The organism is Bradyrhizobium sp. C9, from assembly GCF_002532045.1.
In the GTDB taxonomy this organism is placed as follows: domain Bacteria; phylum Pseudomonadota; class Alphaproteobacteria; order Rhizobiales; family Xanthobacteraceae; genus Bradyrhizobium.
Map to the genome: position 1 here is coordinate 124,471 of NZ_NWTG01000021.1, position 21,898 is coordinate 146,368.

Below are 21,898 nucleotides of genomic sequence, written 5' to 3' on the forward strand. Positions count from 1 at the left end.
TCGCCTGCTTGGTCCGCCTACTCGGCGGCTTGCTGCGGACGAAACCCGTCCGGAAAATATTTAATCACCGAAGTCAGCGGATTGGAGGCGGCCTGACCGAGCCCGCAGATCGACGCGTCGCGCATCGCCTGGCTCAATTGGTCGAGCAGCTCCTTGTTCCAGACCGGCTGCTGCATCAAGAGCACAGCCTTCTCGGTTCCGGCGCGGCAGGGCGTGCATTGCCCGCAGCTCTCGTCTTCGAAGAACTTCATCAGGTTCAGCGCGGCATCCCTGACGTCATCGGCCTGCGAGAGCACGACGACCGCGGCGGAGCCGATGAAGCAGCCGTATTTCTCCAGGGTGCCGAAATCGAGCGGAATATCGTCCATCGAGGCCGGCAGGATGCCGCCGGACGCGCCGCCCGGCAGATAGGCCTGCAAGGTATGGCCGTCGGCCATACCGCCGCAGAACTCATCGATCAGCTCGCGCAGGGTGATCCCGGCCGGCGCGAGCTTGACGCCGGGATCCTTGACGCGTCCCGACACCGAGAAGCTGCGCAGGCCATGACGCTCGTTGCGGCCGTGGCTCTTCCACCAGTCGGCGCCCTTCTCGACGATGTCGCGCACCCACCACAGCGTCTCGATGTTGTTGATCAGCGTCGGCAGGCCGAACAGCCCGACCTGGAACGGATATGGGGGCTTGTGCCGCGGCAGGCCGCGCTTGCCCTCGATCGATTCCAGCAGCGAGGATTCCTCGCCGCAGATATAGGCGCCGGCGCCGCGCCGCAGATGCAGCACAGGGCCATCCGGCGGGAGCTTTGCGATCTCGCGTGCGAGGATCTCGCGGCAGGCCGGGTACTCGTCGCGGATGTAGATGTAGACTTCCGGCGCCTCGACCACGTGGGCGCCGATCAGCATGCCCTCGAGGAAGCGATGCGGATCGCGCTCAAGATAGTAGCGGTCCTTGATGGTGCCAGGCTCGCCCTCGTCGCCGTTCACCGCCATCAGCCGCGGACCGGGTTCGCCGAGCACGGCGCGCCACTTGCGCCCGGTGGGGAAACCGGCGCCGCCGAGACCGCGCAACGACGCATCGTCGAGCGCCTTCAGCAGGTCTTCGCGCGGCAGTTCGCCCGAGCGCAGCCGCGTCAGCAGCTGGTATCCGCCGTCGGCGACATAGGCGTCGTATTCGACGTAAGGCGGCAGATGCACATGGGTGTCGCCGCTCTTCGCCGCAGCGAGCACGTTGCTGACGGTCGCATGATCGATGAAGTTGTGGCCGACCTCCGCAGCGGGTGCGGTGTCGCATCGGCCAACGCACGGCGCCCGCACGACGCGGATGCCGGGGCCGGCGCGGCTCTGCAGATCCTTCAGCAACTTCTCGCCGCCGAGCATCGCGCAGGTCAGCGAATCGCACACCCGCACGGTGAGCGGCGCGATGTCAGGTTCGCCTTCCTTCACGATATCGAAATGCGCATAGAAGGTCGCGGTCTCGAACACTTCGGCGAATGACAGCTTCATCTCATCGGCGAGCGCCGCAAGATGCTGCGCCGAGATCTGATGGTATTTGTCCTGGATCAGATGGAGGTATTCGATCAGCAGGTCGCGACGCCTCGGCCGGTCCGCGAGCAGCGCCTCGATCTCATGAGCGGCCGCAGGGTCGACCTGGCGTCCCTTGGGCGTGGCTTTCGCCCGCTTCCTGCCGGCTCCGGGATGCTCGAACGCGCGGACCTTGTGAACGTCGTCTCCACTCATGAAACCTCGCCTTGGAACCCGGCTTTGCTCAAGTTGCGCCGGTTCGACCCAACTCTATTCTCTGGCATGCCACAGGCAAGCAGATTTAGAATGCCTCTAGCAGCGTCGGGTTGCCGCGCAGGCCGTTGTTAATGTTTACCTATCGGTCGATCTGATTTCCCAATCGCGCGAGCATCGGGCTCACGCGATCTCGACCGCATCTCGCGGCCTCAGAGCAGGTCGGCGTAACCGAGAAAGCCGACCGTATCGCCCGGCTCGACCCGCAGAACGGACTCGCCGAGCTCGATCAGCCCGTCCGTCTCGATCAGCGACGACAGCAGGCCGGCCCCCTCGCGCGGAAACTTGATCGCCTCCAGCGCGCCGTCCGCCGCCCGGCGCAGCGAGGCTCGGACATATTCGCGGCGGCCGCTCTTCTTCTTGTAGCTGAAGGCGGCCCGAACCGGCATCGGCAGCAAGGCAGACGGCACCGCGCCCGACAGCGCCAGCACGGTCGGCCGCACCACATGGACGAAGGTGACGAAGCTCGCCACCGGATTGCCGGGCAGGCCGATCAGCGGCGTGCCGTCGACTACTCCCATCGCCACCGGACGGCCCGGCTTGATCGCCATCCGCCACAGCACCAGCGAGCCCGCCTGTTCGATGCCGGCCTTGACGTGGTCCTCTTCGCCGGTCGAGACGCCGCCGGTGGTGAGGATCAGGTCGTAGCGTTGCGCGGCCTGTTTGAGCGCGGCGGCGAGCCCGGCGCGTTCGTCGCGCAGGATGCCGAGATCTCCGACCTCGCAGCCGAGCCGCCGCAACATCGCGATCAGCATGAAGCGGTTGGAATCGAACAATTGAGCTTCAGCGCGCGGGCTGCCCGGCGCGGCCAGCTCGTCGCCGGTCGAGAACACCCCGATGCGCAGCCGCCGCACCACATCGAGCGTGGTGAGCCCGAACGCCGCGGCAACCGCAATGTCCTGCGGACGTAGCCGCCGGCCCGCCGCCAGCGCGACTTGTCCGCGCGCAATGTCCTCACCGGCCGGACGTACATTGGCGCCGGCCTTCAGGCCTGACGGCAGGACCACGTTGCCTGCAGCGTCGATCCGCACGTCTTCCTGCATGAACACAGTGTCGGTGCCCTCGGGCATCGGCGCACCGGTGAAGATCCGCACCGCCTGGCCGGGCTGCGCGGGCGCTGCCGGCGCTCCCGCCTGCACGCGGCCGGCGACGGGAAACGCGCGCTCGCCGCTCGCCGGCAGGCCGGTGCCGGAGACCGCATAACCGTCGACGGCGGAATTCATGAAAGGCGGCAGCGGCAGCGGCGCGGCGACGTCGTGGCTGAGGATGCGTCCGTCGGCGTCGACCAGGGCAACGGCTTCCGTCTCGCCGACCGGCTTGACGCGCGAGGCGATGATCGCGACGGCCTCGTCGACCGACATCATCGGTCCGCCGAAAGCGAAGCAGTCGTCGGAAAGCTGCGCCATGATGTTCCTCAGTCCTCGGCCATCGACAAGATTTGTTCGACCCAAATCGTGAACCGCGGCGTTATCCTCAAAGCCGGACCATCGACCAATCCTTGGCAGTTCCGGCGAAGCGACGGAGAGTGGTCAGTCCGTCTCCGATCGTGCTTATATCCCCTGCTTCGCTGCCATGTGAACCCATCGGGACGCCGCCCTGTGACCGAGAAGACCGCCGCTCCCATTATTGTTCCAGACCCGGACGATCCGCGACTGACGGAACGCGTCACAGGCGTCGATCAGACCGGCGCGCCGACCGAGATCAGGGTACCGGTCGAGCGGCCGCTGACGCTGTACCTCAACGCGCAGGAGATCGTCACGATGATGACGATCAACGACTATCCCGAATACCTTGCGCTCGGCTACCTCCTGAACCAGAACATGCTCAAATACGACGACGTCGTCACCGAGGTCGAATATGACGACGACCTTCAGGTGGTGGTGGTCCGCACCGCGCACCACACCAATTTCGAGGCGAAGCTGAAGAAGCGCACGCAGACCTCGGGCTGCGCCCAGGGGACGGCGTTCGGCGACCTGCTCGAAGCCGTCGAGAAGGTCGCACTGCCGAAGGCCGAACTGCGGACCTCGTGGCTCTACCGGATGACCCACACCATCAACACGATGCCGTCGCTCTATCTGGAAGCGGGCGCCATCCATGGCTGCGTACTGTGCAAGGAAAGCACGCCGGTCTGCTACACCGAGGATGTCGGCCGGCACAACGCCGTCGACAAGATCGCGGGTTGGATCTACCGCCACAATGTCGATCCAGCCGACAAGATCCTCTACACCACCGGACGACTGACTTCAGAGATGGTGATCAAGACGGTGCGGATGGGCATCCCGATCCTGGTCTCCCGATCCGGATTCACCGCATGGGGCGTCGATCTGGCGCGGCAGGTCGGATTGACGCTGGTCGGGCGCGCGCGCGGCAAGCGCTTCATCGCGCTGTCGGGCCAGGAGCGGATCGTCTACGACCAGAACCTCGACTATGTCGAAGAGGAATCGATGCGGCACAAGCGCAAGGGCGAGGCCGACAATGACTGATATCCCGGGGACTGGCATCCCGGGCGTGCTGCTCGCCGGCGGCCTCGCGCGGCGGATGGGCGGCGGTGACAAGCCGATGCGCAAGATTGCCGGGCGCACCATTCTGCAACGGGTGATCGACCGTCTCGCCCCGCAATGCGGCGGGCTGATCATCAACGCCAACGGCGACCCCGCGCGCTTCGCCGCCTTCGGCCTTCCCGTCGTCGCCGACGATGTCGCCGAGTATCCCGGCCCCCTCGCCGGCATCCTGGCCGCGCTGGACTGGACCGCGGCCAACCGGCCGGATGCGAAATGGGTGCTGAGCGCGGCGGGCGATTGTCCGTTTCTCCCGCGAGATCTTGTCGCACGCCTGGAGCAGGCGCGCGCGGCGGAGAATGCCGAGCTCGCCGTTGCGTCATCGGGCGGCCAGGTGCATCCCGTCATCGGTCTGTGGAGCGTGCGGTTGCGGAGCGAATTGCGCCATGCGCTCGTCAAGGAGGACGTGCGCAGGATCGATCGCTGGACCGCGCGCTATCCGCTGACCACGGTCGAGTGGCCGACCGAGCCGCTGGATCCGTTCTTCAACGCCAACACCGTCGAAGACATAATGGAAGCCGATCGCCTCGCCGCGCTCGACGGCGGATGAGACGCGCGCCCGCGCTTCCGTCCGGAACTAACGTCCTCGGCTGCGAGCACGCACGCAGCTAGCCGCGCTGGCTGCCGACCCGTCCGACCCGATCCGTTTCGACGGCGCGCAGATAGTCCAGCATCAGGCGGCCGGTTGCTGACAGATGCGCGGCATCGCGGACCACGATCTTCAGCTCGCGCCGCCCCCAATCGTCGCGCAGGGGGATCGCACGAAGGCCCATGCCGGCACCGACCACCGCGAAGGCGCGATCGGGAATCAGGCCCAGCCCCATATTGGCCTGCACCATGCGGCAGACAGCATCGAAGCCGGGCACATTGATGCGCAGCCGCATCGTCTTGCCAGCTTGCGTCGCCGCATACTGCGAGCGCAGATAGATCGAGCTCGCAGTGTGCAGGCCGATATGGTCGAAATCGAGCGTCTCGGTGAACAACAACCTTTCGCGACCGGCCAGCGGATGGTCCGGCCGCATCACGACCACCAGATTGTCGTAGCGATAATGGAAGGCTTCGAGCGCGCGGCTGTCGGCCTCTACCGAGCAGATGCCGATCTCGGCCGCGCCCTCCTCGATGCCGCGCACCACCTGTCCGCTCGGCCGCTCCTGCAGATCGACGCGAAGCAGCTCATGCGCGCCGAAGAAGGCGGAGAGATCCTCCGGCAGATACTGCACGATCGCCGAGAGGTTCGCGAGCATGCGGACATGTCCGCGCACGCCTTGCGAATATTCCGACAGCTCGACCGCGATCTTCTCGACATTGAGCAGCGTGACGCGGGCATGATGCAGCAGCGTCTCGCCGGCCGGCGTCAGCGCCATGCCCTTGGCGAGCCGCTTGAACAGCGTGACGCCGAACGCCAGCTCGAAATCGTTCATCCGCTTCGATACCGCAGAAGCCGCGATCCCCTCGCGCTGTGCCGCGCGGGTAAGGTTCTGCTCGTCGCAGACCGCGACGAACAGGCGAAGCGTGGTGAGGTCGACGCGGCGGGTCAGCGCGGTCTCCGCGGGCGTCGCGGCACGCGGAAGGTCGACGGCGATGGAGGAGATCGGCATGGGCAGCGTCCCCGGGAAAGACCGCAGGGTAGCGCCGGGACAGACGCGGAAGATTCCAAAGCAGTGCGGGATAAAGCGGAATGTTGGAAAAAGATTCCAACAATCCGGCGAAAGAACACGCTTGATTCCAACCGTCGAAGCGTAGGGCGGGCTAGCCCGCCCTACGGACGACGAGGTGTATCCAAACGAAAAACGCGGCGCCTAGACGCCGCGTTTCCGAATGCATTGATCGAGCGAACCGTCAGCCCGCGACCTTGGACGCCGGCACGTCGCGCTGCCGCTTCATGACGATCTTGTTCAGCGCGCCGAGATAGGCTTTTGCGGACGCGACCAGCGTGTCCGGATCGGCGGCGCGCGCGGTCATCGAGCGGCCCTCGTGGGCGAGACGCACCGAGACTTCGGCCTGGGCATCGGTGCCTTCGGTCACCGCGTGGACCTGATAGAGCTCCAGCTTGGCCTCGTGCGGCACCAGGCGCTTGATGCAGTTGAACACGGCATCGACCGGGCCGTTGCCCTCGGCCTCCTCGATCTTGATCTGGCCGTCGACGTCGAGCTTCATGGTCGCGCGCTGCGGGCCATGGGTGCCGGCGATCACGGTCAGCGAGGTCAGCTTGATGCGATCGTGGGCGGCCGCCATCTCCTGGTCGACCAGCGCCTCGATGTCCTCGTCGTAGATGTCCTTCTTGCGGTCGGCCAGCGCCTTCATCCGCGTAAAGGCATCCTCCAGCTGGTTGGCGCCGAGCTTGTAGCCCATCTCCTCCAGCTTGTGGACGAAGGCATGGCGGCCGGAATGCTTGCCGAGCACCAGCGAGGACTGCTTCAGACCGACCATTTCGGGCCGCATGATCTCGTAGGTCGAGGCGTCCTTCAGCACGCCGTCTTGGTGAATGCCGCTCTCGTGGGCGAACGCGTTGCGGCCGACGATCGCCTTGTTGTACTGCACCGGGAACGAGGTGGCCGCCGACACCACCTTCGAGGCGCGGGTCAGTTGCGTGGTGTCGATATTGTTCCAGTACGGAAACTTGTCGTTCCGCACATTGATCGCCATCACGATCTCTTCCAGCGCGGCATTGCCGGCGCGCTCGCCGATGCCGTTGACGGTGCACTCGACCTGCCGCGCGCCGCCGACGATGCCGGCCAGCGAATTCGCGACCGCCATGCCGAGGTCGTTGTGGCAGTGGACCGAGAAGATCGCCTTGTCGGAGTTCGGCACGCGTTCGATCAGCGTCCGCATGAAGTGGGTGTATTCCTCCGGCACCGTGTAGCCCACGGTGTCGGGGATGTTCACCGTGGTGGCGCCGGCCTTGATCACGGCCTCGACGATCCGGCACAGATAGTCCATCTCGCTGCGGGTGCCGTCCTCGGCCGACCATTCGACGTCGTCGATCTGGTTGCGGGCGCGGGCGACCATCGCGACCGAGGTCTCGATGACCTCCTCGGGGGTCTTGTTCAACTTCACGCGCATATGCAGCGGCGAGGTCGCGATCACGGTGTGGACGCGGCCGCGGCGGGCGAACTTGACGGCTTCGGCGCAGCGGTCGATGTCGGCCGGGTGGGCGCGGGACAGGCCCGCGATGACCGAGTTCTTGGAGCGGCGCGCGATCTCGCTGACCGCCTGGAAATCGCCCTCCGAGGTAATCGGGAAGCCGGCCTCGATGACGTCGACGCCCATATCGTCCAGCAACTCGGCGACCTCGAGCTTCTCCTCGAAGGTCATGGTGGCGCCGGGGCACTGCTCGCCGTCGCGCAAGGTGGTGTCGAAAATGATGACGCGGTCCTTGTCGGACTTGTTCACGGTGGCCATGTGAGAAATTCCTTTAAGCTTTTGCGCCCGTCATGTTGCTCCTTGAGCAATTGCTTGGGCGATCATCAGGGTCCGGTGATCTCGTACAAACCCCTGAGTGCCCAGGCGCAAACGCCCAGCCGGCCCTCAGGGGCAGGTAAGAAGCAGGCCGCCAATAAGCAGGGTGGGCCGAGCGGCCAGGATCGCGGCGGTAGCCTGAGCCACCTCCCCCGAAATCCCATCGATTTGGCCGCGAATCAGCATTGCCGGACCCTGTTGAGCGCCGAAATCCTCGGGCAAAACCGTTGACGGTTGGTTGCCGGGAGCGCTTGGACGCCGTCGTTCTAGACGATTATGGCAAGCCGCCGCAATGGGTAAAGATGGTCAGCGGGATTGACCTAATGCGGGTAAGCCCTTCGCATAGGCGGCGGCCAAGGGCTGCTAGGCGGCCGGGGATGTCGACGGGAAGACCTCCTCGCGATGGACCTCCCTTCCGGACTCATCGATCACGATAATGCACAGGTCGCCACGTCGCGTGGGCTCGTCACTCCGGATCTTCTCGGCCACGATCTCGCTATGGCTGATCGCCTCGCCATCGTTCCTGAATTGAATCCCGGAGCGGTCGCGTTTGCGCACGCCGTCCCGCAGATCGAAATAGTAAATCCCCATGAAATCACCTGATGTCGTCAATGAGAGCCCGCCGGACACCAAGCGGGCAACCCGCCGAGGCCCCGTGCTCAAACGCCACATTGGACCGGAATCGGCGCGGGAACCTTGATCCAGAACAACTCTAGCGGGTCTTCTGCACGCGATGATTGCGGCGCTTGGCCGAGGCCGGCGGCGCGCGACTCTCACCTCCGCCGCCCGGGCGAGGACGCGCGCAGGCTCGATGGCGAGCGGCCATAAAGGTCGGCGAAGGCGGCGTTGAAACGGCGGACGCTGCCGAAGCCGGCGCGGAAGGCGATCTCGGTCATCGCGTCATCTGTCGTGTCGATCAGGCGCTTGGCGCGCTGCACGCGGCGGGTGGTCGCGACCTGCTGCGGGCTGGCGCCGACATGGCGCTCGAACAGCCGAGCGAGGTGGCGCGAGGTGATGCCGAGCCGGTCGGCCAACGCAGCAACCGAGCCGCGCTCGAGCGCGCCGCCATCGATCAGCTTCAGTGCGCGCGCAACCGTGGAGCGCGTGCCGTTCCACGCCGGACAGAACGGCGCGGTTTCGGGACGGCAGCGCAGGCACGGCCGATAGCCCGCCGCCTCGGCCGCGGCGGCCGTCGGGTAGTAGGCGACGTTGCGCGGCAGCGGATGCTTCACCGGACAGACCGGGCGGCAATAGATCCGCGTGGTCTTCACTGCGGTGAAGAAGCGGCCGTCATAGTGTGCGTCGCGCCGCAGCCGCGCAGCGTTGCAGACCTCGAAGCTGAGCATGGCCGGACACTAGCGCATCGCGCGACCGGGGAAAGTGGCCCGCGGTGATGGGGTCCGATTCCGGCCAGCATGCCTCGCCGCGCTGGCCTAGATCGAGCCGATCGATCCCCTGGAGACATCGCAATGACGAGCCCAACCAACAAGGAAATCGTCCTCAACGCCTGGCAGACGTTCAGGACCCGCGACGCCGACCTGATTGCTGCCGTGTTCGCACCGGACGCCGAATGGATCGCGCCGGCCCGCAACGCCACCGCGGTCGCGCTCGACCACACCAATCACATGATCGGCGCGGAGGCGATCGCCCGCTTCATCGCAACCGAAATGCACCGCCTGTTCACCGAGATCGACATCGCGTTCCGCGCCGTTCACGCCGACGGTGACAGCGTGATCATCGAGGAGCGCATGCGCGCGACGCTGCCGGGCGGCCGGCCCTACGACAATGACTACTGCTTCGTGTTCGTGATCGAGGCAGGCCGTATCAAGCAGGTGCGGGAATACATGGATACGCGCAAGGGCTGGCAGATGGTGTTCGGAGAGGCTGCGGCGTGAGGACGGCCATTGCCGACTGGTGAGGGACACGCAGCCGAAAGGGCTCCCTCCCCTTTCGTCCCCGACATGGACAATCGACGCCGGGGCAAGAGGCGGGGCACGACCCGCTCGCAGCGAAACCTTTCCTACACCATGACTCCTTGCGTAGCAGCGGCGACAACCGCGGCATGTATGCGGCCGGGTAAGTCAATCTTTGCTCAACCGGTTGCATCTAGTGTGCCGGCGGCGACCGGGTATTGGGGCGCATCCTTTGTTGGTTAAGGAGATATCAGGATCATGCCCACGACGAACCTGGCCGAAGGGCCCAATCAGCGCCAAGCCGGCTTCAATCTCTTCCTTGTCGGCTTCCTGATCCTGTTTCTCGAACTGGCCTGCATCCGCTGGTTCTCGGCCAAGGTCGTGTTCCTGCAATTCTTCACCAATATCGTGCTGCTGGCGGCCTTCCTCGGCATGTCCTGCGGCTGCCTTGCCGCGCGGCGGAGCACCAACTGGCTTGCGCTGTTCCCGGGGCTCGCCCTCGTGACCTTTGCCGCCGTGGTCACGATCATGGTGCTGTATTCCAACTGGGGCCAGTTCGCGGTCGACGTCGGCCATCAGGCCTCGCCGCAGGAGGTGTTCTTCGGCACCGAGTATCGCAACCCGGATCTCGCCAAATTCGTCGTGCCGATCGAGGCGATCGCCGGGCTGTTCTTCGTATTGATCGCGCTGATGTTCGTCGGCCTCGGCCAGACCCTCGGCCGCGCCTTCGATGCCTACCCCAACCGCGTCGCCGGCTATTCGCTGAATATCGGCGGCAGCCTCGCGGGCATCGTCGGATTCTCGCTGCTGTCGTTCGCGCAGGCGCCGCCGGTGGTCTGGTTCGGGATCAGCTGCGCCGGCATCGTCTACCTGCTCTACCAGGACAAGGCGCTGTCGCTCCTGCGCCTCGTGACGATCGTCTTCGTGGCGGGATTTACCGCCTTCTACACCGATCGTTCCGGCAGCCACGACATCCGCTGGTCGCCCTATTACGCCGTCGACCTCAACAAATCGAACGGCGTGATCACCGTCAACAGCATCGGCCATCAGGAAATGATGCCGTTCAGCGAACGCGGCTCGTCCTATTCGCTGATCCATCTGCTGCAGAAGCACAGCGGCGGCGCGCCGTTCAAGGACGTCATGATCATCGGCGCCGGCTCCGGCAACGATCTCGCGCACGCCTTGCGCTTCGGCGTCGAGCGCATCGACGCGGTCGAGATCGATCCCGCGATCCAGAACATCGGCATCCACAACCATCCCGACAAGCCCTATCAGGATCCGAGGGTGGTGCCGCATCTCGACGACGGCCGGCATTTCCTGCGCACCACCGAACGCAAATACGATCTGGTGGTGTATGCGCTCGTCGACTCGCTGATCCTGCACAGCGGCTACGCCAACATCCGGCTCGAAAGCTATCTGTTCACCGAACAGGCGTTCCAGGACGTCCGCCGCGTGCTGAAGCAGGATGGCGTCTTCGTGATGTACAACTACTATCGCCAGGGCTGGATCGTGCAGCGCGTCGCCGAGATGGCGAAGCAGGTGTTCGGCTGCGATCCGCTGGTGCTGCCGCTGCCGTACAAGGAAACGCTGACCTCGTCCGAAGCGGTCGGCTTCACCACCATCATCGCGGGCTGCAATCCGCGCATCTCCACGGCATTCCGTGACCGCGGCCAGTTCTGGCTGAACAGCATTCCGCCGGAGAACCTCGCGGTCGACGGCTTCGACAAGCCGCAAGACAAGAGACAAGACAAGGCAGCCGCCCAGCACGGCGACTGGGTGCCGCTGGCGCCGGCGAAGCTGGTGGTCGACAATGAAGGCGCCAAGCAATCGACCAGCGACGACTGGCCGTTCCTCTATGTCAGCGGCAGGCTGATCCCCGATCTGACCGTTCGCTCGATGATCCTGCTCGGCGTGCTCGGGCTTGGCCTGGTCTACCTGTTCAAGCCGAAAGGCGCGTGGCGACCCAACAACCGGATGTTCTTCCTCGGCGCGGCCTTCATGCTGCTCGAGACCAAGGCGGTGGTGCAGATGGCGCTGCTGTTCGGCAGCACCTGGCTGGTCAACTCCGCGGTGTTCTTCACCGCGCTGCTGCTGATCCTCGCGGCCAACCTGTACGTGATCAAGGTGCCGTCCACCCGGCTGGTACGGCACTATGCCGGGCTGATTGCGCTGCTGGCGGTCTCGGTGCTGGTGCCGCTCGACACGTTCCTCAGCGGCGGCATCGTCTGGCGCTACGTGATCCCGTGCGCGCTGGCGCTCGGCCCGATGTTCTTCGCCGGCGTGATCTTCGCCCGCTCGTTCCGCGACGAAGCCAATCCCGATCAGGCGTTCGGATCCAACATCGCGGGATCGGTCATCGGTGGCCTCGCCGAGTCGTGCTCGACCCTGCTCGGCTTCCGCTATCTCCTGATCGTCGCGATCGGGTTCTATCTGCTGTCCATGTGGATGCCCTCGCGCAAAGCCTAACGTGCAGGAGACGCACGACAGAACGATTCCCTCCCCCTTGCGGGGGAGGCACTGCCAAAATATCGAAAACAACCCCATGCACAGTAGCCGGCAGCTACCCGGCGTTCGACACGGCAGCTTGACACGTCGGGCAAATCAGTCGTATTTTTCCATTATTCCGAAATCGTGCAGGCGATCCGCGGTCATGGCATATGGTCAAGCCCTGCTGTGTCGCCTCTGACAGTTGTGGTTACGGATCCCTGCTTTGGCAGGGACGACGGTGAGATGGTTCCCGATCGCAGTTGGCCGCGAGTGACAGGACCACGCCGCCACCTTGTGCCGTCTACTTCTTGGCGGGCGCCTTCTCGACCGCCGCGCCCTTGGCTTCGGCTTCCAGCGCCGCGCGGACGCGCTTGAATTCGCCGAGGTCCGCCTTGTCGACCTCGGGGAATTTCAGCTCGAGCTTGTCGAGCGCGTTGACGATGGTCGAGCCGATCACGACGCGGGCGAACCATTTGTGATCGGCGGGCACGATGTGCCAGGGCGCGTCCGCGGTCGCGGTGTGGTGGATCATGTCCTGATAGGCCGCCTGGTACTTGGCCCACAGCGCGCGCTCGGTGACGTCGGCCATCGAGAACTTCCAGTTCTTGGCCGGCTCCTCCAGCCGATCGAGGAAGCGCCGGCGCTGCTCCTCCTTGGAGACATGCAGGAAGAATTTCAGGATCATGGTGCCGTTGCGCGACAGATAGCGCTCGATCGAAGAGATGTCCTCGAAGCGTTCGCGCCAGATGTTCTTGGTCACCAGCTTCTTCGGGAGCTTCTGCTTACCGAGCACTTCGGGATGCACCCGCACCACCAGGCATTCCTCGTAATAGGAGCGGTTGAAGATGCCGATGTGGCCGCGCTCCGGCAGTGCGATCATGGCGCGCCACATGAAGTCGTGGTCGAGTTCCTTGGTCGATGGCTGCTTGAACGAGGAGACCTCGCAGCCCTGCGGGTTGACGCCCTCGAACACGCTCTTGATCGCACTGTCCTTGCCGGCGGCGTCCATGCCCTGAAAGATCAGCAGCAGCGACCAGCGGTCCTGGGCGTAGAGCTTCTCCTGGAAATCGTTCAGCCGCTTGCGGTTGACCTCGATGATCCTGCCGCCGGCGTCCTTGTCGATGCCCCCCTTCTCGGCGGTCGAGTACGACTTCAGGTGGAATTCGCCCGAACCGTCAAAGCGGAACGGTGCGACGAAGGGTTTCAGTTCATCGGCGAGCGATGGGGACGATTTGCTGCTCATGGCCTCTCGACGGCTTGCGTGGCGATTTGATCCGGTCGATCACGCTACCAAGAATGCCCTTGGGCAGGAAGATGATGAACAGCACCAGCAGGACGCCATAGACCAGATTGTCCCAGCCGACCGCCTTGGTGCCGAACGAGATGCGCAGCACCTCGGCCAGCACGATGGTGATGATGGCGCCGACCGTCGGTCCCAGTGCGACATAGACGCCGCCGACGATCGCCGCGAACACCATCTGCAGGGAGACCGCGATGCCGCTCACGGTGTCCGGCGAGATGAACATCTGGTACTGGCAGTAGAGCGCGCCGGCGAGCGCCGTCATCAACGCGCTGATCAAGGTGATCTTGAGCTTCTCGGCAGTGACGTTGACGCCGGCCGCGGCCGCGGCATCTTCATCCTCCGAGATCGCCTCCATGGCATGGCGGATCATGCTGCGGTCGATCGCGCGCCAGATCACGAGGCCTGCGATCCAGACCGCGAGCGCGATCAGATACCAGGTGATCTTGTCGTCGAATTGCAGCGCGAACAGCCCCTTGCCGCTCGGGGCGCGCTGCGGCGTGTAGCCGAGCGAGCCGCCGGTATAGTCGCGGGTCGCGGTGATGACCTGCAGCACGATGCCGGACAGCGCCAGGGTCACCAGCACGAAATAGTGCCCGGTGATACGGAAGCGGAAGCAGGGATAGGCGACGACGAGCGCGAGCACGCCCGCGGTCGCCATGCTCAGGGGGATTCCGATCCAGGGCGAGACGCCGAGGTGATTCCAGAGCAGCGCGGTGACATAGGCGCCGATGCCCATGAAGCCGCCATGGCCGAGCGAGACCAGGCCGAAGCGGCCCATGATCGACCACGAGGTGTAGGCGAACGACCAGATCAGGATCAGCACCAGCACGTGCAGATGATAGGGATCGCGGTGCACGAACGGCAGCGCGACGAGCGCGAGCAGCGCGACGATCCAGCCGGCGGCCTGCCTGTTCACGAGCGCCTCGCGAGCAGGCCCGCGGGCCGGATGAACATCATGACGATGAAGAACGCGAACGCCAGCACGTAACCCCATTCCAGATCGGAGAACAGGCCGCCGAGCGAGATGATCTCGGCGAACACGAACGCCGCGATGAAGCCGCCGATGAAATTGCCGAGGCCGCCGAGCACGCAGATCAGGAAGGTGATCGGCCCGAACGACAGCCCGACAAACGGATGCACGTCATATTGCAGCACCAGCAGGCACGCCGCGAGCCCGGCGAGCCCGCCGCCGATCGCGGAGGTGACGAGATAGATGCGCTTGGGGTCGACGCCCATCAGCGGCATGATCTGGCGGTCCTGCGCGATGGCGCGGATCGCGGTGCCGGTGAAGGTGCGGGTCAGGAACAGATAGACGCCGACCATGCCGACCAGCGCTGCGCCGAACGATAATAGTCGCGCGTAACTGAAATTCATCTCGCCGAGCGCCAGCACCGGCAGGCGGATGCCGAGATTGCGGAAGTCGATGCCGAAGGCGACGGTGGCAAAACTCTGCAGGATGAACAGCACGCCGCCGGTGGCGAGCAGCTGGTTGATCGGCGGCGCCGTCAGCAGCGGCGCGATGACCAGGAAATGCAGCGCGGCCCCGAGCAGCGCCACCAGCAGAATGACGAGCGGTGCGGCCGCCCAGTACGGCAGGTGAAAGACCTGCACGAGATAGTACATGCCGTACATGCCGATCATCACGAGCTCGGCGTAGCAGATCCAGGTGACGTCGATGACGCCGAAGATCAGGTTGAGCCCAAGCGCCAGCAGCGCCAGCACGCCGCCGAGCAGGATGCCGTTGATCACGGCCTCCAGCAGGTAGATGTCGAAGATATTGAGGAAGGATTGCATGGCCACCGCCTTTCTTACCTCTCCCGCTTGCGGGGGAGGTCGGCGCGCGGAAGCGCGCCGGGTGGGGGCTCTCTCCGCAATTCGACTCGTGGAGACACCCCCACCCCAGCCCTCCCCCGCAAGCAGGAGAGGGGGTAGAGCGTGCTCGCGGCAATCGTCCCGACCAAATCAATCATTCTACACCCCCAAATACGCCTGCTTGATGGTGTCGCTGGCCGCGAGCTCCGCCGCCGTGCCGGCGGCGCGGATGCTGCCCGCTTCCAGCAGATAGGCGCGGTCGACGACCCGCAGCACCTGCTGCACATTCTGCTCGACGATCAGCACCGTCAGCCCGCTGGCACGGATGCGCTTGACCAGCTCGAACACCTGCTGCACCACGACCGGCGCGAGCCCGGCCGAGGGCTCGTCGAGCAGCAGCAGTTTCGGGTTCGACATCAGCGCGCGGCCGATCGCGCACATCTGCTGCTCGCCGCCCGACATGGTGCCGGCCATCTGGTGGCGACGCTCCTTCATGCGCGGGAACAGCTCGAATACGAAATCGAGCCGCTCGGCGTAATGCGCGCGGGCGCCGGGCATGTAGGCGCCCATCTTCAGATTGTCGTCGACGGTGAGCCGCGGAAACAGCCGGCGGTTCTCCGGCACATGCGCAATCCCGAGGCTGACGATGCGATGCGCCGGCGTCCTGACGACGTCGGCCCCCTCCATCGATATCTTGCCGTTACGCGGGCGGATCAGGCCGGAGATCACGCGCATCAGGGTGGTCTTGCCGGCGCCGTTCGGACCGATCACGCCGACCGCCTCGCCCGCCTTGACATCGAGGCTGACGTCGAACAACGCCTGGAAGCTGCCATAACCCGCGTCGATCGATCGGAGCTCCAGCATGCCGGTCACACCCCGATCCGGCGGCGCGCCTGCTCGGCGACGGCGGCCGCCAGGCTCGCATCCGCATCGGTGCCGAGATAGACCTCGATCACCCTGGCATCGCCGGCGACATCGGCCGGCAGGCCCTCGGCGATCTTCTCGCCGTGATCCAGCACCATCACGCGATCGACCACCCGCATCAGGACGCCCATGATGTGCTCGACCCAGATGATGGTGATGCCGAGCTCGTCGCGGATCCGGCGCAGCATGTCGGCGGCCTGATCCATCTCGGTCTCGTCGAGCCCACCGAGGCTTTCATCCGCGAGCAGGAGTTTCGGCCCGGTGGCGAGCGCCTTGGCGAGTTCGAGCTTCTTCAACCCCGCGGCCCCGAGGCCCTCGACGCTGGCGCGGCGATCGGTCGGTAGGCCAACCATCGCCAGCGCGCGTTCGGCCGCCTCCTCGGCCTTGCTGCGGCTGCGGCGACCCTGGCCGTAGAAGCCGGCGAGCACGACATTCTCGAAAATGCTCAGGCGATGGAACGGCCGCGGGATCTGGAAGGTGCGGCCGATGCCGCCGACGATGATCCGGTGCGGGGCGAGCCCCGCGATCTCGCGGCCGTCGAACAGGATCGAGCCCTCGGTCGGCGGCAGCGTGCCCGACAGCATGTTGAAGATCGTACTCTTGCCTGAGCCGTTCGGGCCGATCAGGCCGAGGATTTCGCCCTGCTCGACGCGGAACGAAACATTGTTGACGGCACGAAAGCCGCCAAACCGCTTGACCAGGCCTTCGACGGCGAGCACGGCGTCCCCTTCGCGAGCGTTAGAACAGCAAGAAGTCAGGTGGAGGCAGCTTGGCCGCAGACTCGCTGCACCTCTCCCGCTTGCGGGGGTCGAGACGAGCGAAGCTCGCTCTTAGGTCGGAGCGCATCGAAGATGCGATCCGGGTGGGGGCTCTCTCGACGATACGACTCGTGGAGAGAACCCCCACCCCGGCCCTCCCCCGCAAGCGGGAGAGGGAGTGCAGTTTCTTCGCGGCAGCTATTGGATCCAATGTCATCTTGTACGAGCTATTTGTAGCTGTAGGTGGTGCCGGCGGGCAGCGGCAGCACGGTCTCGCGCTGCATCTGGCTCTTCGGCCACACCACATAGGATTTGTCGTCGATATATTGCAGCACCACCGGGAACGAGCGCGCATTCTGCCCGGCGTACTGCTCGCCCTCGCCGTAGAACTTCACGCCGTAGCCGAGCATGGTGCCGCCCTCGGGAATGTCGGTGTCGAGCGCGGCCTTGCGCAGCGCGTCCGGATCGATACCGCCATACTTCTTGATCGCGCGCGGCAGCACGTCGTCGAGGAACACATAGGCGTTGGCCGCGCCGATGCCGACATGGGCGGAGCGGATCGGCACGCCGGGCTTCAACCGGTCGAACGCCTCGCCGACCATTTTGATGACCGGCGGCAGCTTCGGATCCATGTCCTTCTGATTGGCAAGCCAGATCGAGATCGGGTCGGTATTGAACAGATAATTGGCGTCGGCGCCGAGGCCTTCCTTCAGCTTCTCATAGACGCCATAGCCTGCGCCGTGGCCGACGATGGCGCCGAACTTCAGCCCCTGCTCGCGTGCCTGGCGGAACAAGAGGGTAATGTCCGGATTGTAGCCGGTGTGGAAGATCACGTCGGGCTTGGCGCGCTTCAGCTTGGTGACCAGCGCCGACAGATCGGGCGCGGTCGCCGAATAGCCCTCCTTGAGCACGATGTTGAAGCCGGCCTTCTTCGCACCGGCCTCGTTGCCCTTGGCGACGTCGACGCCATAGGCGCCGTCCTCATGGATGATGGCAACACGGAGGTCCTTCGGTTCCTTGCCGAACTTCGACATCGAATATTGCGCGATGAAGTCGGTCGTCATCATACCGTACTGATTGCCGGCGGCCTGCGGGCGGAACACGTATTTGTAGTTCTTGCCGTCGAACACGCCCGAAGAGATGCAGGTTGTGATCCACATGAACTTCTGCATCTGGTCAACCCGGGCCGCCACCGGCACGCATTGCGCCGAGGAGAAGAAGCCCATCACCATGTCGACCTTTTCCTGCTCGAGCAGGCGGACGGCCTCGTTGATGGCGATATCGGGCTTGCTCTGCGCGTCGGCGTAGACGGCCTCGACCTTGTAACCCTCGACGCCGGTCTTGGCGTAATGGTCGAGCATAATCTTGACGCCGGTATATTGCAGCTCGGAGCCGCCGCCGGCCAAGGGACCGGTCAGATCGAAGATCACGCCGATCTTGATCTTCTTGTCCTGCGCCTGCGCGGCAGCGGCCACGCCGAGCGCCGCAAGCGCGACAGACAGACCCGCGAGCCAGCGGGCGGTCCTCCTGACCGGCATGAATCCCTCCCCGGAGATTGTGCACTGCATTTTTGTTTTCGTGCCGCCCTATCACAGGGGGAGCGGCCGATGATGTCAAGCACGATGCCTGCGTCGCCACGGCGCAGGCTTGCGCAAAGTTTCGGCGGTGCCGCGACGACGACCTTTCAGACCGGAGAACTACGGAAGGAACCTTCGCCATTTCTGCCTTATCCTGATGGCTGCGAAGTAGCTGTCATTGGAGGCGACATATGACTCATATGCTTTGCAGAACGAGACTCATCTCGTGGTTCGGTGCGTGCGTGCTTGGATTGGGAGTATGGACTGCCGCTTCGTCGGTAGCCGTGGCGCAGAATTCACCGTCCGCCGAGGCCAGGCTGAAGGAGTTGAACATTACGCTGCCGCCCGTGCCGACACCGGTCGCCAACTACGTTGACGCGGTCCGGGTCGGCAATCTGCTCTTCCTCGCGGGAAACACGCCGGCTGCGGACTGGAAGTACAAGGGCAAGGTCGGCAAGGACCTCACGGTGCAGGAGGGCTACGACACGGCCCGTCAGGTCGGCCTGATTATGCTGGCGAAGGTGCGCGTCGCACTCGGGAGCCTCGATCGCGTCAAGCGCGTGGTCAAGGTGTTCGGGATGGTCAACTCGGCCGACGGCCTTGGTGACCAGCCGAAGGTCGTGAACGGATTCTCCGATTTGATGGTGGAGGTGTTCGGCGAGGCGGCCGGCAAACACGCGCGATCTGCGGTCGGGATGGCTGGCCTTCCGTTCAACAACGCTGTGGAAGTCGAGATGATCGTTGAAGTGGCTGAGTGATCGGCCGGTGCATCGAGTGAGGGGCCGCCGATAATTGTCGCCCCCCCACCGGAAGCGCTCCCGTCCTACACCGGCAGCTGCGTTTCGATGAACGCGGTGACGAAGCGCGGCATCTGGGCATTGAGGTCGGCACGGCTGCGCACCAGGTGGATGCCGGTGAGTTCGGGATTTTGCTGGCGCGCAAGATTGGACTCGATGCGGGCGCGCAGCGCGTCGGCAGGCATGTCGACGCGCAGGATCTGCATCATTGCCAGCGCGACGCCGGTATAGATGCAATGCCATTCGGCGTCCGCGCGGCAATCCGACGGTTGCAGCCCAGTCTCTTCCTCGAGCTCGCGCATCACGCTGCCGGCGATATCGACGCTCTCGCCCCTGATGTCGTCGAGATCAGGCGTGCCGGAGGGGAAATAGATCCGTCCGGCATTCGCGGTCTGCTCGCCCATTACACCACATACGAAGGCGCCGTCGCTCGAGAGCAGCGCGCCCATGCCGAAGCCGTTGAAGATCTCCTTGTCGGGAAAGCCCCAGTCACGCCAGGCGAGGAAGCTTGCGAAATCGGTCTCGAAATAGCTCGCGCTGAGCCGCTCGCCGGCAAACACCGGATCGCGCCCGAGCAGGACGCGGCCGTTCCACAGGTTCGGGTTCTGCCGCTGCTGCTCGGCGAAATGCGAATCGATCTCGCCGCGCCGCTGGTCCGCGAACGGCCAGGGACGTCGCTGCAAGGCCAGGTCGAGCGTGGTGACGCGACAAATCAGCGGAGACTGCATGTCGGGCACGTACGCTTACTTCGCGCTTCCGGTCGTCTTCTTGACCTGATCCACGAACTTGTTGGTGTAGGTCTTGGTGACGTCGATGCCGGCCTTCGCAACCTCGGGCGAACCCTCGCTGAACACCGCGAGCACGGCTTCGGCGCCCTTGGGATCCATCTTGCCGGTCTCCGAATACATCGGGATCGTGTTCTTCAGCGCGGCGAGATACTGCGCCCTGTCCTTGCCGACGATCTCGTCCGGCATCTTGGCCATGATGTCTTCGGCGGTGTGCGAATGGATCCAGGCCAGCGTCGCCATGATGGCATTGGTCAGCGCCTGCACCTCCTTCTCGTGGCCGTTGACCCAGGCTGTGGTCGAATAGAGCGCGCCACCGGGATATTCGCCGCCGAACACCGCAAGCGTGTCGTGCTGGGTGCGGGTGTCGCTCAGGATCTTGAGATCGGAATGGCTGCCCTGCAGCACGGTGACGGCCGGATCGAGCATCACGGCGGCATCGATCTGGCCCTGCTCCATCGCCGCGACTGCGGTGGCGCCGAGGCCGACGCCGATCACGGCGGTGCCTTGGGGATCGAGGCCGTTCTTCTTCAGCATGTATTTCAGGAAGAAGTCGGTCGAGGAGCCCGGCGCGCTGACCCCGACCTTCTTGCCGGCGAGATCCTTGACCGAGTTGATCTCGCCGGTGTGCTTGGGCGAGACCACCAGCACGAGGCCGGGATAGCGGTCATAGACCACGAAAGCCTGCAGCTCCTGCTTCTTGGCCGCGAGATTGACGCAGTGGTCGAAATAGCCGGAGACGACGTCCGCGCTGCCGCCGAGCACGGCTTTGAGCGCATCCGAGCCACCCTTGAGATCGACCAGCTCGACCGCAAGCCCGGCCTTGTCGTATTCGCCAAGCTGCTTGGCCAGCACGGTGGGCAGATAGCACAGGCAGGCGCCACCCCCGACCGCGATGGTGATCTTGCTTTGCGCCGCGGCAAGGCCCGTGGACAGGGTCAGCGCCAGCAGCGTTCCGGCAAGCTTGCCCAGCAGTTTGTTCATGACGTCCTCCGTTCGACTGGCCGGCACGATAGAGGAGCAAGCCCAGCTTGAGAAGGCGACTTTCCGGTAACTGGTCAAGCCTGCAGCCACGGCATAGCATCGCGGATACAGGAAAACGCCGAACAGGCACCAAGAATATTTCAAGGGAAACATCAAGGGAGGCCTTCATGAATCGTCTTGCAACCGCGCTGTCGATTGCCACCGCCTTTGCGGCCGGCTGTGGCGTTACCCATCTGCTGCGGCCGGCGCTCGCGGCCGAGAGCATCACCGCGCAAATCATCCACACCGGCGAGATGGAGGGCGACAAGCTCGGCGACGCCAACAAGGTCGGCTTCCGCTCCAAGACGTTCGTCTCGGCCGACGGCGCAACCGTATCGATCCAGGACGGCAATGTGCCGAAGCACATGCACCCCAACACCAACGAAATGCAATTCGTGCTCGAGGGCACCGGTACGGTCTGGCTCGGCGACAAGGAAGTGACGGTCAAGCCGGGCGATTTGATCGTGATCCCGAAGGGCACGCCGCATGGCGGCACCAAGCCGAACGGCCGCGCCATCAAGGCGATCGCGATCAAGACGCCGCCGCAGGCGCCTGACGATACCAAGCTGCTGGATTGACGACGGCTGTGTAGGGTGGGTTAGCGAAGCGTAACCCACCGACTTCGTTCCGCACAGAAGAGGGTGGGTTACGCTTTCGGCTAACTTTGCTCTCTCAGGAGGTTGTCCATCTGGTCTGAACCGAGGAAGCTGAGGTT

General features: G+C 64.7%; 20 protein-coding genes. 6 read left to right on the forward strand and 14 right to left on the reverse strand.

Features of this window, described 5'->3' with window-relative positions; translation table 11 throughout:
• Window positions 1-17: 17 nt before the first annotated feature.
• Window positions 18-1,730, reverse strand: a complete 1,713-nt coding sequence (locus CO675_RS30835) for an NAD(P)H-dependent oxidoreductase subunit E (protein WP_097675530.1) — start codon at window positions 1,728-1,730, stop codon at window positions 18-20.
• A gap of 209 nt (window positions 1,731-1,939) precedes the next feature.
• The gene (locus tag CO675_RS30840) at window positions 1,940-3,193 is read right to left on the reverse strand and encodes a molybdopterin molybdotransferase MoeA (RefSeq protein WP_097675531.1); all 1,254 of its coding nucleotides are present in this window, start codon (window positions 3,191-3,193) and stop codon (window positions 1,940-1,942) included.
• A gap of 192 nt (window positions 3,194-3,385) precedes the next feature.
• Between CO675_RS30840 and CO675_RS30845 the strand changes: the two genes are divergently transcribed.
• Complete coding sequence (locus CO675_RS30845; RefSeq protein ID WP_097675532.1) at window positions 3,386-4,270, forward strand: formate dehydrogenase accessory sulfurtransferase FdhD; 885 nt, start codon at window positions 3,386-3,388, stop codon at window positions 4,268-4,270.
• Window positions 4,263-4,895: a molybdenum cofactor guanylyltransferase MobA gene (gene mobA / locus CO675_RS30850; RefSeq protein WP_097675533.1), complete on the forward strand. Its 633-nt coding sequence runs from the start codon at window positions 4,263-4,265 to the stop codon at window positions 4,893-4,895. Before CO675_RS30845 ends, mobA begins: the two co-directional genes overlap by 8 nt.
• A gap of 58 nt (window positions 4,896-4,953) precedes the next feature.
• Here mobA and CO675_RS30855 read toward each other — a convergent pair whose 3' ends face one another.
• The 4 genes from CO675_RS30855 to CO675_RS30870 all read right to left on the reverse strand — a co-directional run bounded on the left by CO675_RS30855 (window position 4,954) and on the right by CO675_RS30870 (window position 9,150).
• Entirely contained in the window at window positions 4,954-5,943 is a 990-nt protein-coding gene (locus tag CO675_RS30855; protein ID WP_097675534.1) for a LysR family transcriptional regulator, read from the reverse strand.
• 241 nt (window positions 5,944-6,184) lie between these two features.
• The gene (locus CO675_RS30860) at window positions 6,185-7,747 is read right to left on the reverse strand and encodes a 2-isopropylmalate synthase (protein ID WP_097675535.1); all 1,563 of its coding nucleotides are present in this window, start codon (window positions 7,745-7,747) and stop codon (window positions 6,185-6,187) included.
• A gap of 420 nt (window positions 7,748-8,167) precedes the next feature.
• Window positions 8,168-8,395, reverse strand: a complete 228-nt coding sequence (locus CO675_RS30865; RefSeq protein ID WP_097675536.1) for a DUF6894 family protein — start codon at window positions 8,393-8,395, stop codon at window positions 8,168-8,170.
• A gap of 182 nt (window positions 8,396-8,577) precedes the next feature.
• Window positions 8,578-9,150 (reverse strand): bifunctional transcriptional activator/DNA repair enzyme AdaA, encoded by a 573-nt coding sequence (locus tag CO675_RS30870; protein ID WP_097675537.1) that lies wholly within the window; start codon window positions 9,148-9,150, stop codon window positions 8,578-8,580.
• A 123-nt stretch (window positions 9,151-9,273) separates the two neighbouring features.
• On the opposite strand from CO675_RS30870, the gene CO675_RS30875 reads away from it, so the two are divergent.
• Both CO675_RS30875 and CO675_RS30880 read left to right on the forward strand, forming a co-directional pair.
• Window positions 9,274-9,699, forward strand: coding sequence for a nuclear transport factor 2 family protein (locus tag CO675_RS30875; protein ID WP_097675538.1), 426 nt, complete (start codon window positions 9,274-9,276; stop codon window positions 9,697-9,699).
• A 276-nt stretch (window positions 9,700-9,975) separates the two neighbouring features.
• Window positions 9,976-12,183, forward strand: a complete 2,208-nt coding sequence (locus tag CO675_RS30880; RefSeq protein ID WP_097675539.1) for a spermine/spermidine synthase domain-containing protein — start codon at window positions 9,976-9,978, stop codon at window positions 12,181-12,183.
• Window positions 12,184-12,505: 322 nt separating this feature from the next.
• On the opposite strand, the gene CO675_RS30885 is transcribed toward CO675_RS30880, so the two are convergent.
• The 6 genes from CO675_RS30885 to CO675_RS30910 form a co-directional block, all read right to left on the reverse strand.
• Window positions 12,506-13,447, reverse strand: coding sequence for a polyphosphate kinase 2 family protein (locus CO675_RS30885; RefSeq protein WP_097675540.1), 942 nt, complete (start codon window positions 13,445-13,447; stop codon window positions 12,506-12,508).
• Window positions 13,413-14,423: a branched-chain amino acid ABC transporter permease gene (locus tag CO675_RS30890; protein WP_097675541.1), complete on the reverse strand. Its 1,011-nt coding sequence runs from the start codon at window positions 14,421-14,423 to the stop codon at window positions 13,413-13,415. The genes CO675_RS30885 and CO675_RS30890 overlap by 35 nt, the downstream gene beginning before the upstream one ends.
• A complete protein-coding gene (locus CO675_RS30895; RefSeq protein ID WP_097675542.1) occupies window positions 14,420-15,301 on the reverse strand; it encodes a branched-chain amino acid ABC transporter permease in 882 nt (293 codons plus the stop codon). Before CO675_RS30895 ends, CO675_RS30890 begins: the two co-directional genes overlap by 4 nt.
• A 177-nt stretch (window positions 15,302-15,478) precedes the next feature.
• Window positions 15,479-16,183, reverse strand: a complete 705-nt coding sequence (locus tag CO675_RS30900) for an ABC transporter ATP-binding protein (RefSeq protein WP_097675564.1) — start codon at window positions 16,181-16,183, stop codon at window positions 15,479-15,481.
• Between the two features lie 5 nt (window positions 16,184-16,188).
• Window positions 16,189-16,962: an ABC transporter ATP-binding protein gene (locus CO675_RS30905; RefSeq protein WP_097675543.1), complete on the reverse strand. Its 774-nt coding sequence runs from the start codon at window positions 16,960-16,962 to the stop codon at window positions 16,189-16,191.
• A 266-nt stretch (window positions 16,963-17,228) separates the two neighbouring features.
• Window positions 17,229-18,539: an ABC transporter substrate-binding protein gene (locus CO675_RS30910; protein WP_097675544.1), complete on the reverse strand. Its 1,311-nt coding sequence runs from the start codon at window positions 18,537-18,539 to the stop codon at window positions 17,229-17,231.
• 323 nt (window positions 18,540-18,862) lie between these two features.
• Between CO675_RS30910 and CO675_RS30915 the strand changes: the two genes are divergently transcribed.
• Window positions 18,863-19,336 (forward strand): RidA family protein, encoded by a 474-nt coding sequence (locus CO675_RS30915; protein WP_245453003.1) that lies wholly within the window; start codon window positions 18,863-18,865, stop codon window positions 19,334-19,336.
• Between the two features lie 65 nt (window positions 19,337-19,401).
• On the opposite strand, the gene CO675_RS30920 is transcribed toward CO675_RS30915, so the two are convergent.
• Together CO675_RS30920 and CO675_RS30925 are read right to left on the reverse strand one after the other, a co-directional pair.
• Window positions 19,402-20,103: an NUDIX hydrolase gene (locus CO675_RS30920; protein ID WP_097675546.1), complete on the reverse strand. Its 702-nt coding sequence runs from the start codon at window positions 20,101-20,103 to the stop codon at window positions 19,402-19,404.
• A 15-nt stretch (window positions 20,104-20,118) separates the two neighbouring features.
• Entirely contained in the window at window positions 20,119-21,144 is a 1,026-nt protein-coding gene (locus CO675_RS30925) for an ABC transporter substrate-binding protein (protein WP_097675547.1), read from the reverse strand.
• 167 nt (window positions 21,145-21,311) lie between these two features.
• On the opposite strand from CO675_RS30925, the gene CO675_RS30930 reads away from it, so the two are divergent.
• Entirely contained in the window at window positions 21,312-21,761 is a 450-nt protein-coding gene (locus tag CO675_RS30930) for a cupin domain-containing protein (RefSeq protein WP_097675548.1), read from the forward strand.
• The last annotated feature ends 137 nt before the right edge of the window (window positions 21,762-21,898 follow it).